General features: G+C 72.8%; 13 protein-coding genes. 3 read left to right on the top strand and 10 right to left on the bottom strand.

All coding sequences use genetic code 11. The features are described from left to right. Positions 1–2 precede the first annotated feature (2 nt). Genes AC4BG9_RS02040 through AC4BG9_RS02020 form a run of 5 tightly spaced genes read right to left on the bottom strand, consistent with a single transcriptional unit; the run spans position 3 to position 4,887 of the window. Positions 3–1,352 (bottom strand): ABC transporter substrate-binding protein, encoded by a 1,350-nt coding sequence (locus tag AC4BG9_RS02040; RefSeq protein WP_490569417.1) that lies wholly within the window; start codon positions 1,350–1,352, stop codon positions 3–5. Then, positions 1,349–2,470, bottom strand: a complete 1,122-nt coding sequence (locus AC4BG9_RS02035) for a branched-chain amino acid ABC transporter permease (RefSeq protein ID WP_490569416.1) — start codon at positions 2,468–2,470, stop codon at positions 1,349–1,351. Before AC4BG9_RS02035 ends, AC4BG9_RS02040 begins: the two co-directional genes overlap by 4 nt. Next, a complete protein-coding gene (locus tag AC4BG9_RS02030) occupies positions 2,470–3,348 on the bottom strand; it encodes a branched-chain amino acid ABC transporter permease (protein WP_490569415.1) in 879 nt (292 codons plus the stop codon). The genes AC4BG9_RS02035 and AC4BG9_RS02030 overlap by 1 nt, the downstream gene beginning before the upstream one ends. A gap of 28 nt (positions 3,349–3,376) precedes the next feature. Beyond that, complete coding sequence (locus AC4BG9_RS02025; RefSeq protein ID WP_490569414.1) at positions 3,377–4,084, bottom strand: ABC transporter ATP-binding protein; 708 nt, start codon at positions 4,082–4,084, stop codon at positions 3,377–3,379. After that, complete coding sequence (locus AC4BG9_RS02020) at positions 4,084–4,887, bottom strand: ABC transporter ATP-binding protein (RefSeq protein WP_490569413.1); 804 nt, start codon at positions 4,885–4,887, stop codon at positions 4,084–4,086. The genes AC4BG9_RS02025 and AC4BG9_RS02020 overlap by 1 nt, the downstream gene beginning before the upstream one ends. Positions 4,888–5,057: 170 nt before the next feature. Between AC4BG9_RS02020 and AC4BG9_RS02015 the strand changes: the two genes are divergently transcribed. Further along, positions 5,058–6,287, top strand: coding sequence for a PucR family transcriptional regulator (locus AC4BG9_RS02015; protein ID WP_490569412.1), 1,230 nt, complete (start codon positions 5,058–5,060; stop codon positions 6,285–6,287). Positions 6,288–6,315: 28 nt separating this feature from the next. Next, positions 6,316–7,959: an ABC-F family ATP-binding cassette domain-containing protein gene (locus AC4BG9_RS02010; RefSeq protein WP_490569411.1), complete on the top strand. Its 1,644-nt coding sequence runs from the start codon at positions 6,316–6,318 to the stop codon at positions 7,957–7,959. A 4-nt stretch (positions 7,960–7,963) separates the two neighbouring features. On the opposite strand, the gene AC4BG9_RS02005 is transcribed toward AC4BG9_RS02010, so the two are convergent. From AC4BG9_RS02005 to AC4BG9_RS01995, 3 genes are all read right to left on the bottom strand, one after another. Further along, positions 7,964–8,251, bottom strand: a complete 288-nt coding sequence (locus AC4BG9_RS02005) for a DUF1905 domain-containing protein (protein ID WP_490569622.1) — start codon at positions 8,249–8,251, stop codon at positions 7,964–7,966. A gap of 50 nt (positions 8,252–8,301) precedes the next feature. Next, positions 8,302–8,721, bottom strand: a complete 420-nt coding sequence (locus tag AC4BG9_RS02000; protein WP_490569410.1) for a BLUF domain-containing protein — start codon at positions 8,719–8,721, stop codon at positions 8,302–8,304. Positions 8,722–9,046: 325 nt separating this feature from the next. Then, a complete protein-coding gene (locus tag AC4BG9_RS01995; RefSeq protein WP_490569409.1) occupies positions 9,047–9,907 on the bottom strand; it encodes a nucleoside hydrolase in 861 nt (286 codons plus the stop codon). Between the two features lie 86 nt (positions 9,908–9,993). On the opposite strand from AC4BG9_RS01995, the gene AC4BG9_RS01990 reads away from it, so the two are divergent. Continuing rightward, positions 9,994–11,346, top strand: coding sequence for a carotenoid oxygenase family protein (locus tag AC4BG9_RS01990; RefSeq protein ID WP_490569408.1), 1,353 nt, complete (start codon positions 9,994–9,996; stop codon positions 11,344–11,346). 14 nt (positions 11,347–11,360) lie between these two features. Here AC4BG9_RS01990 and AC4BG9_RS01985 read toward each other — a convergent pair whose 3' ends face one another. Beyond that, on the bottom strand, positions 11,361–12,326 hold the full coding sequence (locus tag AC4BG9_RS01985; protein ID WP_490569407.1) for an alpha/beta hydrolase: 966 nt from the start codon (positions 12,324–12,326) through the stop codon (positions 11,361–11,363). 17 nt (positions 12,327–12,343) lie between these two features. Further along, a complete protein-coding gene (locus AC4BG9_RS01980) occupies positions 12,344–13,495 on the bottom strand; it encodes an acyl-CoA dehydrogenase family protein (protein WP_490569406.1) in 1,152 nt (383 codons plus the stop codon).

Here is a 13,495-nt window from a genome sequence, read left to right as displayed (position 1 = left end):
GCTCACTCCGCGATCCCGCTCTCCGGCGGCGCGTCGTCGGCCTGGCCCGAGGAGTCCTCGGTGATCTCCGCGTCCCCGATGTCGGTGACCAGCACCGGCGTCAGCGGCTCGGAGGAGTCGCCCTTGATCTCGGCCAGCCGCATGCCCGAGATGCCCATGTGGCTGTCGGCGCTGTAGCGGAACGGAGCCAGCTGCGGACCCTCCAGCGACTCGCCGTTCTCCTCGAGCCACTCCACCAGGCCCTCGCGGGTCAGGTCCTCGCCGACCCCCTGCAGGGCCTGGACGAACGCGTAGGCGTGGGACATGCCGTAGATCCGGTAGTTGGTGAGCTCACCCTTGGCGCCGTGCTCGTCCCAGACCTTCTGCCACAGCTGGACCCACGGGTCGTCGGTCTGGTCGTTGCCGGGGATGTACTCCGAGGTCATCACGCCCTCGAGCGCGCTGGTGCCGTCCTTGATCGCGCCCTCGGAGAACTCCGAGAGCAGCGAGCCCACCAGGTCGGGGTCGGAGCCGATGCTGGCGACGTACCACTTCGGCTTGTAGCCCAGCTTCATCGAGACCAGCTGCGCCAGCGCGGTGTAGGAGGGGGTGTTGAAGGAGAGGACGAGGTCGGCCCCGGCGCCCTGGAGGCCGGCGATCTGCGGGCCCACGTCGGTGTTGCCCGAGGTGTAGCGCTCGACCGCGACGATCTCCTTGTCGAGGAACTGCCGCACGCCCTTCTCGGCGTCCTCGCCCAGGTCGTCGTCCTGGAGGAAGAGGCCGACCTTGGCGTCGGGCATGTTCTCGGCGACGTACTGACCGATGATCTTGCCCTCGCTCTCGTAGTCGGGCTGCCAGCCGAAGGTCATCGGCCGGGCCTCGACGTCGTCGCCCCACATCAGGGAGCCGGAGGAGACGAAGAGGTCCGGGACGCCCTCGGTGTTGAGCTGGTCGACCACCGCGCTGTGGGTCGGGGTGCCGAGCCCGCCGACCATCGCGAAGATCTCGTCCTGGAGCAGCAGCTCGTTGGTGACCTTGCTGGTGTTGGTCGGGTTGTAGCCGTCGTCCTTGACGATGTACTCGATCTGCCGGCCGTGGACGCCGCCCTGGGCGTTGACGTAGTCGAAGTACGCCTTGGCGCCGGTCGGGATATCGCTGTAGCCCGGGGCCGCGACCCCGGTCAGCGGGAAGTGCCCGCCGATCGTGACCGTGTCGGCGGTGACCCCGGTGTCGGAGGCGCCGCCGCCGGTCTCGCCGTCGCCGTCCCCGTCGTCGTCCCGGCCGCCCGCACCGCAGGCGGTGAGGACAAGGGTGGTCACGACCAGGCCGGTCAAGCCGACCAGTCGCGTCGACCTCGTGTTCCTGCGTCTCATGGTGTTGCTCCCTCTCTGGTGGTGTTGGTGCTGGCCCCGGGGGCCGGGTCCGAGTCGGTGGGGGTGCGGCGGGCTCGCCTGGTCAGCACGGCGCGGTGGACGGTCCCGAAGAGCCCGCTGGGGGCGAGCAGGATGACGAGCACCATGACGACGCCGTAGACGAGGGGCGCGAGCTCGGCGGCCGCGATGTCGTCGAGGCCGGCGTCGATGCCGAGCCCGGTGACGAACTGGGGGAGGAAGGTCAGCAGTGCTGCGCCGAGCAGGGCCCCCGTCAGGCTGCCCAGCCCGCCCAGCACGACCGCGGCCAGCAGGGTGAGGCTCAGCGTGAGCGTGAAGGAGCTCGGGGCGGCCAGGCGGACGGCGATGCCCAGCATCGCCCCCGCCGCTCCCGCGGCCGCGGCGCTGACCATGAAGGCCGAGACCCGGGCGCGGCCCAGGTCGATGCCGGCGAGCTGGGCGGCGACCTCGTCGTCGCGCACCGCCCGCCAGCGGCGCCCGACCCGGCTGCGCGACAGGTTCGCCAGCAGGAGGAAGGTGACGATCAGGGTGAGCCAGGCGACGAACGCCACCCAGCCCCGGCCGGTCAGGTCCTGGCCGGTCAGGAAGTACGTCGCGTCGTCGGCCCAGGTGGGCGGGTCCGGCAGCACGACGGGCAGTCCCTGCTCGCCGCCGAGGGTCTCCTTGAAGTAGAGCGCGATCCCGGGGACGGCGACCGCCAGCGCCAGCGTCGCTCCGGCCAGGTAGGGGCCGTGCAGCCGGGCGGCCGCCACCCCCACGAGGGCGCCGACCGCGACCGTGACGGCGACCGCGGCCAGGACCACCAGCAGCAGCGGGGTGCCGGCCTCGCGGTCGGGCAGCAGGAGCGCGGTGGTGTAGGTGCCGAAGGCCATCAGCGCCCCGTGGCCGAGCGAGAGCTGGCCGTTGAGGCCGGTGAGCACGGTGAGCCCGCCGGCGGCGATGCCGAGGTAGGCCATCTCGGCCAGCTGGAACCGGCGGAAGTCGTCGACGGCGGTGAGCACCAGGACGACCACGACCAGCCCGAGCGCGGCACCGACCAGGTGGCGGAGCAGGGTCACCTCTCGCAGCGACCGGCCCAGCGTCGTACGCATCCCGGACATCAGACCCGCCTCGCCGTCGTGGTGGAGAAGAGGCCGCCGGGCTTCAGGGTCAGCACCAGCATCAGGATCAGCAGGGCGGCGAGCGCGACGAGCTGCGAGCCGACGTACCCGCTGACGAAGCTCAGGGTCAGGCCCAGGACCAGGCCGCCGACGACCGCGCCGGCGGGGCTCTCGAGCCCGCCGAGCACGGCGGCGACGAACCCGTAGACCACGATGGAGTCCATGTAGCCGGGGTGGACCAGGCTGCCGCCGGCGATGAGCAGCCCCGCCAGGGAGCCGACCAGCGAGGCGAGTGCCCAGCCGAGGGTCTTCATCCGGCCGACCCGGACGCCGAGCAGACGGGCCACCTCGGCGTTGAAGGCGGCGGCGCGCATCTTGAGGCCGAGGTCGGTGAAGCGGAAGAGGAGCACGAGCAGGCCCATCACCACCAGCACCGCGACGATCGTGAAGACCCCGAACCCGGTCAGGGCGATGGTGCGGTCGCCGACCTCGAAGCCCCGGATGCCGAAGGGGGCGGGGAAGGAGCGGTACTCGTTGCCGAAGACCACCGCGGCCACCGAGTGGAGCACGATGAAGAGGCCGAGGGTCAGGATCACCGCGTTGATCTCGGCCTTGCCGTCGACGTGGCGCACGATCGTCCGCTCCAGGCCGGCGCCCAGCAGCAGGCCCGCGGCCAGCGCCGCGGCGAAGCCGAGCCAGTAGGAGTAGCCCGCGTCGATCACCACCAGGGCGACGAAGGTGGTGACCATGGCCATCGGGGCCTGCGCGAAGTTGACCACGCGGGTCGACCGCCAGATCAGCACCAGGGCCAGGGCGAAGGCCGCGTAGACCATCCCCAGGGTCAGGCCGCCGAGAGCGGTGTTGAGAAGCTGTTGCACGGGTGGGTCGTCTCCTTCCGGGTCCGGGTCAGAACCCGAGGTAGGCGTGGCGGAGCTGGTCGTCCGCGGCCAGCACGGAAGCCTCCGAGTCGGCCACCACCCGGCCGAGGTCGAGGACGACGCCGTGGTCGGCGACCGAGAGGGCGCTGCGGGCGTTCTGCTCGACCAGCAGCACCGAGAGGCCCTGGTCGGCGACCAGGCCGCGGAGCAGGGCGAAGATCTGGGCCACGATCCGGGGAGCCAGGCCCAGCGAGGGCTCGTCGAGCAGCAGCAGCTCGGGGCGGGCCATCAGCGCCCGGCCGATCACCAGCATCTGCCGCTCCCCGCCCGAGAGGGTCCCGGCCTGCTGGGTGCGGCGGTCGGCGAGGACCGGGAAGAGGTCGAGGGCGAGCGAGAGGTCGCGGTCGGTGACCCGGCCCGCACCCCGGCCGAGCCCGCCGAGGCGGAGGTTCTCCTCGACGCTGAGCTCGGTGATCACGCCGCGCCCCTCGGGCACGTGCGCCATCCCGCGGCCCGGCATCTGCTCCGCGGCGACCGCGCCGATCTGCTCGCCCGACAGGGTGATCGAGCCGTGGCTGGCGCGGTGCAGCCCCGAGATGGTGCGCAGCAGGGTGGTCTTCCCGGCCCCGTTGGCCCCGAGCACGGCGGTGATCTCGCCCTTCGCGGCGGTGAAGGAGACGTCGTGGAGCGCGGTGACGGGACCGTAGGAGACGGTGAGGCGGTCGACGGTGAGCATCAGACCTCCTCGCCCAGGTAGGCGGCCAGCACGGCCTCGTCGTGGCGGACCTCGTCCGGGGTCCCGTGGGCGATCACCTTGCCGAAGTCGAGGACGGTGATCTCGTCGCAGACCCGCATCACCAGGTCCATGTGGTGCTCCACGAGCAGCACCGACATCCGGTCGGTGAGGCCGCTGATCAGCTCGCCGAGCTCGTCCATCTCGTCGGCGGAGAGCCCGCTGGCGGGCTCGTCGAGCAGGAGCAGCTCCGGCTCGGCCACCAGGGCGCGGGCCAGCGCCACCCGCTTGCGGACGGGGTAGGGGAGGCTGCCGGGGTAGAGCGCAGCGACGTGCGCGATGCCCAGGGCGTCCAGCGCCGCCATCGCCCGCTCGCGCAGCGCCCGCTCCTCGCGCCACGACCCCGGCAGCGCCAGCATCGCGCCGAGGAAGCCGGTGCGTGCGTGCCGGTCGGCGCCGGTGACGACGTTCTCGAGCACGGTGACCCGGTCGAAGAGGCCCAGCCCCTGCAGGGTGCGGGCGATGCCGTGGCCGGCGAGCTGGTGCGGCCGGAGCCGGCCGAGCTCCTCCCCGTGCCGTCGCAGACCCCCCTCGTCGGGCACCACGAAGCCGCAGGCCACGTTGAACAGGGTCGTCTTGCCCGCCCCGTTGGGGCCGATCACGCCGTGCACGGTGCGGGGGCGCACCCGCAGCGAGGCGTCCGCGAGGGCCGTCAGGCCACCGAACCTGACGGTGACGTGGTTGAGCTCGAGGTCGGCCTGCTGCTGGTGGGCAGTGGCGGCCGGCCGGTCGAGATCGGTGCTCACGAGGCCTCCTGTGAGTGGCGCTGCCGGGGGTTGGGCGATGTGACCTGCACCACCTTGGTGTGCTGGCACATTCGGGTCATTGGGCGGAACGCCCAAACATGCTTGGAGCAGCGGCCTCAATTAGCGGTTGGGGCTGGTCAGGATTGTGCAGACAGTGCGACGGTGCATGCATGCGTGCCACCGCCCTCAACTCGGCCCAGGAGGCGCTCCACGACGCCTGGGCCCTCCTGCTCGACCAGTCGGACGTGATCGCGGACAGCATCACGCTGACCCTCTTCGAGCGCGACCAGGAGCTGTGGGAGCGGATCGGACCCGAGTTCCGCGCCGACGTCAGGTCGAGCACCCGCCAGCACATCCGCCGCGGCCTGCGGATCCTCTCGGCACACCGTGATCCCGACGACCAGCCGGGCGGGTCGGAGAACGCCGTCGAGCTGTGGCGCGACACCGGCCGGCGTCGGGCCCGTCAGGGCGTGCCGCTCGAGCTGGTGCTCAACGCCTACACCCTGGGGGCGAGGATCCTCTGGGAGGCGCTGGTCACCCGGGTCTCGGCCGACTCCTCGATCGAGGTCGACGACCAGGTGCTGCTGATGGCGGCGCGCACGGTCTGGACCAACCTGGACGTGCAGAACGCGGTGGTGATCGACGCCTACCGGCGGGAGAGCTCGCGGATCCAGCGCCAGGACCTGCAACGCGAGCAGAGCGTGCTCGACGGTCTCATCGAAGGCCGCGGGGCCGACCCGCTCTTCGCCGACGAGGCCCGCGCCGCGCTCGAGATCGGACCCGACGACGAGATCGCGTGCGTGGTCGCCATGCACGACGGGGCGGAGGCCAGCGACGCCCTGGTGCCGGTCGAGGACCGGCTCGACCGGCTCGGGGTCGCCGCCCGGTGGCACGTGCGCTCCGGCGTCTACTACGGGCTCCTCTCCGGGCGGCTGCCCGACGAGCCGGGACTGGTGGAGCTCTTCGCGCCCCACGCCCCGGGTCGCATGGGCGTGGCGGTGAGCACCGACGGGGTGGCCGGCTTCGCGACCGCGTTCCAGCTGGCGCACCGGGCCGCGGAGACCGTGCCGCGCGGCGTACGGCGGGTGGTGGCGGTCTCCGAGCGGCTGCCCGAGGTGCTGCTCGCCGGCAGTCCCCAGGTGGCGCCCCGCCTGCTCGCCGAGACGCTCGGCCCGATCCTGGCGCTGCCGCGGGCGCAGTCCCAGACGCTGCTGGAGACCCTCACCGCGCTGCTGCACCACGACGGCTCCCCGACCCATGCGGCGGCCGACCTCTACTGCCACCGCAACACGGTGATCTACCGGATGAAGCAGATCGAGCAGCTCACCGGCCGCTCGTTGACCGACCCCCGCGACAAGATGCTGCTGGGCCTGGCCCTGATGGCCGGCGGTCGCAGCTGAGCTGTCGGCGTGACCTACCCTTGCGCGCATGGAGACGCGCGGCACGCTGGTCGCCAAGGGCCTGTCCGGCGGCCACGGCCACCGGGTGCTCTTCGAGGGCCTGGACCTGACCGTCGCGCCGGGCGACGTGGTGGGCGTGGTGGGTGCGAACGGCGCCGGGAAGTCCACGCTGCTGCGGCTGCTCGCCGGACAGGCGACCCCGGTGGCCGGCACGGTGAGCACCGCGCCCGCCGACGCGTTCGTGGGGTGGCTGCCGCAGGAGCACGAGCGGGTCGAGGGCGAGACCGTGGCGGCCTATCTCGCCCGGCGCACGGGTGCCGCGGCCGCCACCGCCGCGATGGAGGAGACGGCCGCCCAGCTGGGCAGCGGGATGCCCGGCGCCGACGACGCCTATGCCGTGGCGCTGGACCACTGGCTGGCCTGCGGTGCCGCGGATCTGGAGGACCGGATGCCGTCGGTCCTGGCCGAGCTGGGGCTGGAGACCGGCCCGGACGCGCTGATGACCTCGCTGTCCGGGGGACAGGCCGCGCGGGTGGCACTCGCGGCGCTGCTGCTGAGCAGGTTCGACGTGGTGCTCCTCGACGAGCCGACCAACGACCTCGACCTCGACGGCCTGGCCAGGCTGGAGTCCTTCGTCCGTGGCCTGCGGGCCGGGGTGGTGCTGGTCTCCCACGACCGTGAGTTCCTGGCCCGGTGCGTCACCCGGGTGGTCGAGCTGGACCTGGCCCAGCACCGGGTGGCGGTCTACGACGGCGGCTACGACGCCTTCCTGGAGGAGCGGGCCGTGGCCCGGCGGCATGCGCGGGAGGCCTACGAGGAGTTCGCCGACAAGAAGGCCGACCTGCAGTCGCGGGCGCGGACCCAGCGCGAGTGGAGCTCGCAGGGCGTGCGCAACGCGATGCGCAAGTCCCCGGACAACGACAAGATCCGCCGGCGTGCGCAGAGCGAGTCGAGCGAGAAGCAGGCCCAGAAGGTGCGCCAGATGGAGTCGAGGATCGCTCGGCTGGAGGAGGTCGAGGAGCCCCGCAAGGAGTGGGTGCTCCAGTTCGACATCGCCGCCGCACCCCGCTCCTCGAGCGTGGTGGCGACCCTGGACGGCGCGGTCGCGCGCCTGGGGGAGTTCGTCCTCGGGCCGGTCTCGCTCCAGGTCGGCGCCGGCGACCGGGTCGGCATCACCGGCCCCAACGGAGCCGGCAAGACCACGCTGCTGCGCCTGCTGCTGGGTCATCTGTCGCCCGACGAGGGCCGCGCCTCACGGGGTGCGAGCGTCGCGGTGGGCGAGATCGACCAGGCCCGCTCCGGGCTGGCCGAGGAGCTGCCCCTGGGCGACGCCTTCGAGGCGGCGGTGCCCGAGCTGGCCTCGGGGGAGGTGCGGACCCTGCTCGCGAAGTTCGGGCTCAAGGCCGACCAGGTCAGCAGCGAGTTCGGTCGGCTCTCCCCGGGCGAGCGGACCCGGGCGGCGATGGCGCTGCTGCAGGCCCGCGGGGTCAACCTGCTGGTGCTCGACGAGCCCACCAACCACCTGGACCTGCCGGCGATCGAGCAGCTGGAGCAGGCGCTGGACTCCTACGACGGGACCCTGCTGCTGGTCTCCCACGACCGGCGGCTGCTGGAGAACGTCAGGCTCGACCAGCGCTGGCAGGTGGAGGCCGGCCGGGTCACGGCGGGCTGAGCCCTCAGCCGCGCCCGACCCGCAGGGCGGCGCCGAGCACCTGCCCGGGCTCGATCCCCTCGGCCCGCCGCACCACGTCCTTGAGCGGCAGCAGGTAGCGGCCGTCCTTGGGGAAGAGACCGGTGGTGAACTCGGTCTCGCCCACCCGGACGACGACCGGCACCTGGCCCCAGTACTCCAGCCCCTTGGCCGCCATCTTGATGTCGTCGCTCTCGTCCTCGGGGACGGCGAGGAAGTAGAAGGGCGCCGGTCCGCGCCACTCCACGACCGGCCCCTCGAACTCGAACTCCATCGCGGCCACCTCGGGAGTATGGCGCTCCCGGGGCGTGGGGGGCCAGCGGCTCAGAGCACGGGACGGCTGAAGGCGCGCAGCAGGTGGTGGGGTGCGCTGTCGCCGGGCACCGGCCGGCCCGCCCGGACGTCCTGGACGAAGGTGGAGAAGCCCTCGGTGTCCTCGGGGGTGGCCCCGTCGAGGTCGCGGAAGCTCATCGCCCAGTCGGGGAAGGCCCGCTCGGTGATCTCGTTCTCGAAGCCCACGTAGATGCCGCGGTGCCGCCGGTCGCGGCAGATCCGGTCGAAGGTCGATCGGACCTGCTCGGCCGGCCCTTCGAGCGCCTGGGCGAAGCTGGCGTCGTGGTAGAGCAGCATCCCGGTGATGTCGGTCGCGGCGTTGCTGGCCCGGGCGGCGGCGAGCAGCTCCTTGAGGTCCCCGGGGGAGAAGCGGGCGGTCGCGGAGCTGAAGTAGGTCAGGCTGAGAAGCATGCGGTCCTCGAGTCGGGGAGGGCGGGGGCGCCGGGCCGATCCTCTCCCGGGGACGAGGCCCCGTGCAGGGCATTGGCCCGATTGCGCGCGGGTGCAGCGCTGATCACCGTCCGGTCAGGGCCGACCTCAGGCGAGGGCGAGCTCCCGGGCGATGCTCCACGCCACCGTCGCGGCGTCGCCCAGCGCGCCGGCCACCGTCACGGAGGAGCCGGCCCGGACATCGCCCGCGGCCCAGGTGCGGGCGAGGCCGGGGACCTTGTTCTGACGGCTGGGCTTGCCGCCGACAGTGGCGTACGCCTGTCGGTCCGCCCGCCCGGGGACTCCCTCAACGGGAGTGCTGGAAGGCGTCGGCGAAGGCCTCCACCACTGCGGGACCGTCCGCCGCGGTGACCACGTCGACGACGGACCCGGCCTGCGGGTGCGGCGCAGGAAGCAGGCGTCGTCCCACGACGGCCATGCGGGTCCTGGTGACCTCGAAGAGCTCGGGGTGGGTCAGGAACACCAGTGCGCCGGCGTCACCGAGCAGGTGGCGGCGCCGGACACCGAGCAGCTCACCGGCGAGGCGGGCCGCGGGCGCCGGCGCGTGCTGCAGCCGCGCGAGGAGTCCCGGCGGGACGGTGACCGTCTCGAACAGGTCCACGGGGTACACCGTGGTGGGGGTCCCGGCCTCGAGCACGGCCAGGGTGGCAGCCGGGTCCTGGCCCACGTTGAACTCCGGCTCGTCGTCGGCGACCAGCTCGCCGCCGACCAGCACGACCCGGGCGACGCCGCCGCGGGCTGCGTAGCGCGCGACGTTCGTCAGCGGAGCGCAGGCGGCCACCGTGAGCGGACGAGCCGACGTCAGCGCGTCGAAGAGCGCCAGCGCGTCCGGGTGCGGCTCGCGCACCCGGTTGGCCGGCCTCACGGTGACACCCCCCAGTCCGTCGGGCCCGTGGTTGGTAGGCCCGACGCGGGGGCCGACTCCCTGCGTCGAGGCGGACGCGCCGACCCCGACCGGGACCGAGGCTTCGCCGACGGCCGCCAGGACCGCCGCGGCGTTGCGAGCAGCCACCTGGACCGGCACGTTCCCGACCACGGCCGACACCCCGGCGACGTCGAGGCGGGCGGACGCCGTCGCGTACAGGATCGCCAGGGCGTCGTCGATCCCGGTGTCGACGTCGAGAAGAACCCTGGTCGGCGAGGCCATCCGGCCAGCCTACGGATTGACGCGTCGCGGACGAGGGGTGTCTAGTGGTGGGATCGGCACGGCGGCCCGATGCCAGGGAGCAGACGATGACGGCAACGATGTACCTCGACGGCAACTTCGCGCCGGTGGCCACGGAGGTGACCGCCACCGATCTCGAGGTCACGGGTGCGGTGCCGCCGGGCCTGGCGGGCAGGTACATCCGCACCGGGCCGAACCCGTTCGCAGCGCAGGCCGACACCTACCACTGGTTCGCGGGCGACGGGATGGTGCACGGCGTCGACCTGCACGGCGGCCGGCCGCGCTGGTACCGCAACCGCTGGGTGCGCAGTCCGGAGGTCAGCGCGCACCTCGCTGAGTCACCGGTGCCCCACGAGGACGGCGGGTGGTACTCCGGCTCGGGCAACACCAACGTGTTCGCCCACGCGGGCCGGATCCTGGCCGTGACCGAGGGGTCGCTGCCCTACGAGCTGACGGGTGACCTGGAGACGGTCGCCACGCGCAACTTCGGGGGCCCTCTCCCTGCCGGCATCAACGCTCACCCCAAGTTCGACCCGAGCACCGGTGAGATGCACGTGATGAGCTACGGGTTCGACGACCCCGCGTTGCGCTATCACGTCATCGACCCCGGCGGGGCGCTCGTCAGCACCGTCGAGGTCGGTCTTCCGGCTCCGGTCATGCTCCACGACATGGGCCTGACCGCCTCCCGGGTCGTGCTCTTCGACCTGCCCGTGCTCTTCGACCTGGAGCTCGCCCTCCAGAGCGTGGCCCTGCCCTTCCGCTGGCGCCCCGACAACGGGGCCCGGGTCGGGCTCCTGCCCCGCACCGGCACCGGGTCCGACGTCGTGTGGATCGACGTGGAGCCGTGCTTCGTCTACCACCCCCTCAACGCCTTCGACCAGGGTGACCGGGTGATCGTCGACCTGGTGGTGCACGACCACGCCTTCGCCGAGGACGGCGAGGCCGTGACCGATCGCTCCCGTCTGGAGCGCTGGACGATCGACCCGGCCTCACGCAAGGTCCTCACCGAGACGATCGACGAACGCGGCACCGAGTTCCCACGCGGGGACGAACGGCTCACCGGCCGCCGTCACCGCTACGGCTACACGATCGGCGCATCCGCGGTACGCGACCTGGGCGCCCTGGGCGAGGACCCTCGGACCACGGTGCGCAAGCACGACCTCGTCGCCGGCACCACCGTCGAGATGGACCTGGGCCACGGCCGCATCGCCAGCGAGATGGTGTTCGTCCCGGCCGACAGCGCCGGTGGCGAGGACGACGGTTGGCTCCTGGGCTACGTGTACGACGCCGCGCGCGACGCCAGCGACCTGGTGATCATCGATGCCCACGACTTCGGACGTCCGGTGGCCACGGTCCACCTGCCGGCCCGGGTGCCGCAGGGATTCCACGGGAGCTGGATCCCCGACTCCGCCCTCGCCTGAGCCCCCGATGGGCCTCAGGCCCCGGGGTGGATGACCTGCCGGAACATGGCACAGGTCTTCTCCACGGCGGCCTGCGCGGCGGAGGAGTGGCGACCCATGTCGACGAAGCCGTGGATCAGCCCGTCGAACTCCTCGACCAGCACCGGGACGCCGGCGGCGGCCAGGGCCTCGGCGTAGGCCGTGCCCTCGTCGCGCAGCGGGTCGAACTGGGCGACCACGACCACGGCCGGCGCCACACCGGCCGTCTCGCCGCGCAGCGGGGAGAGCCGGGGGTCGCTCAGGTCGGCGAAGTCGCCCACGTAGTGCTGGGCGAACCAGAGCATCGTCGGCTCGTCGAGGAAGTAGCCCTCGGCGTTGGCGGTGCGCGAGGGGAGCTCGGAGAGCAGGTCGGTGCCGGGATAGATGAGCAGCTGGCCGGCCAGCCCGATCCCCTCGTCGCGGAAGGTCTGCGCGATCACGGCCGACAGGTTGCCGCCGGCCGAGTCGCCGGCCACCGCCAGCACGTCGCTGCCACCCAGGTCGGCGAGGTGCTCGCCGGCCCAGCGGGCCGAGGTCAGGGCGTCGTCCACCGCGGCGGGGAAGGGGTGCTCCGGGGCCAGCCGGTAGTCGACCGAGACCACCACCGCGTCGCACAGGGTGGCGATGGTCCGGCAGGTCAGGTCGTGGGTGTCCAGGTCGCCGACCACCCACCCGCCGCCGTGGAAGAAGACGACGGTGGGCAGCTCGCCGGCGTGGGGGCGGTAGACCCGGGCGTCGCGCTCGCCGTCGCCGCCCGGCACCCGGATCTCGCGCACCGACTCCACCTGCGGCACCGCCGCGGGATCGCGGAGGTCGACGGTGAGCGTGCGGAACATCCGGCGCGCCTCGTCGGGGGTGACCTCGTGCATCTTCGTGCCGGCGCTGTCCATCAGGGCCAGCAGCCCGGCGAGCTGGGGGTCCAGCCCGGGGTCGCGGTCCGGTGCGGCGGGGATGTCGGTCATGGCGGCTCCTCGGTGGTTCAGGTGAATGCGTTGATACCGGTCTCGGCCCGGCCGATCAAGAGCTTCTGGATCTGGCTGGTGCCCTCGTAGAGGGTCATCACCCGGGCGTCGCGCAGGTACTTCTGCGCCGGGTACTCGTCGACGTACCCCGCGCCACCGTGCACCTGGATGGCGTTGTTGGCGGCCCGTACGGCCGCCTCCGAGGCGTAGAGCTTGGCCTTGGAGGCCGCAACCCCGAACGGCTCGCCCCGGTCGATCAGGTCGGCGCAGCGCCACACCAGCAGCCGTGCCGCGTCGGCGTCCAGGGAGATGTCGGCGATGAGGTCCTGGACGAGCTGGAACGCCGCCAGCGGCTTGCCGAACTGGGTGCGCTGCTGGGCGTAGGTCACCGACGACTCCAGGCACCCCTGGACGATGCCGACGCAGCCGGCCGCGACCGAGACGCGGCCCTTGTCCAGGGTGGCCATCGCGATCCGGAACCCCTGACCCTCCTCGCCGAGCAGCGCGTCGGCCGGCACCCGGACGTCGTCGAGGAAGAGCTCGGCGGTGGCCTGGCCCCGCAGCCCGAGCTTGCCGGTGATCTCGCGGGCCTCGAAGCCGGGGGAGTCGGTCGGCACCAGGAAGGCGCTGATCCCCTTCGGCCCGGGGCCGCCCGTGCGGGCGAAGACCAGCGCGACGTCGGCCCAGGTGCCGTTGGTGATGAAGAGCTTGCGCGCGTCGATCACCCAGTCGTCGCCGTCGCGGCGGGCCCGGGAGGTCAGGTTGCCCGCGTCGGAGCCGGTGTCGGGCTCGGTCAGCGCGAAGCAGCCGAGCAGCTCACCGGTCGCGATGCCCGGCAGCCAGCGCTGCTTCTGCTCCTCGGTGCCGGCGGCCAGGACCGACTTGCCGACCAGGCCGTTGGAGACCGAGACGATGCCGCGCAGCGCGGAGTCGGCCCGGCCCAGCTCCTCCATCGCCAGCACGTAGGTCAGGTAGTCGCCGCCGAGGCCGCCGTACTCCTCGGGGATGGTCAGCCCGAAGAACCCGAGCTCGCCCATCTTGGCGATGATCGCGGTGTCGACCGACTCGTCGCGGTCCCACTGCACCCGGTGCGGCACCGCCTCGCGCTCGAGGAACTCCCGGGCCAGAGCCCGGAACCCCTCCTGCTCCGCGCTCAGCGACAGATCCAC

Source organism: Nocardioides sp. Z40_12, assembly GCF_058215795.1.
This window is presented reverse-complemented; position numbering and strand designations above follow the sequence as displayed.

Coding starts and splice junctions, on each gene's coding strand:
- AC4BG9_RS02040 (WP_490569417.1), bottom strand. CDS start 1,352: ATGAGACGCAGGAACACGAGGTCGACGCGACTGGTCGGCTTGACCGGC.
- AC4BG9_RS02035 (WP_490569416.1), bottom strand. CDS start 2,470: ATGTCCGGGATGCGTACGACGCTGGGCCGGTCGCTGCGAGAGGTGACC.
- AC4BG9_RS02025 (WP_490569414.1), bottom strand. CDS start 4,084: ATGCTCACCGTCGACCGCCTCACCGTCTCCTACGGTCCCGTCACCGCG.
- AC4BG9_RS02015 (WP_490569412.1), top strand. CDS start 5,058: ATGCGTGCCACCGCCCTCAACTCGGCCCAGGAGGCGCTCCACGACGCC.
- AC4BG9_RS02010 (WP_490569411.1), top strand. CDS start 6,316: ATGGAGACGCGCGGCACGCTGGTCGCCAAGGGCCTGTCCGGCGGCCAC.
- AC4BG9_RS02005 (WP_490569622.1), bottom strand. CDS start 8,251: ATGGAGTTCGAGTTCGAGGGGCCGGTCGTGGAGTGGCGCGGACCGGCG.
- AC4BG9_RS02000 (WP_490569410.1), bottom strand. CDS start 8,721: ATGCTTCTCAGCCTGACCTACTTCAGCTCCGCGACCGCCCGCTTCTCC.
- AC4BG9_RS01995 (WP_490569409.1), bottom strand. CDS start 9,907: ATGGCCTCGCCGACCAGGGTTCTTCTCGACGTCGACACCGGGATCGAC.
- AC4BG9_RS01990 (WP_490569408.1), top strand. CDS start 9,994: ATGACGGCAACGATGTACCTCGACGGCAACTTCGCGCCGGTGGCCACG.
- AC4BG9_RS01985 (WP_490569407.1), bottom strand. CDS start 12,326: ATGACCGACATCCCCGCCGCACCGGACCGCGACCCCGGGCTGGACCCC.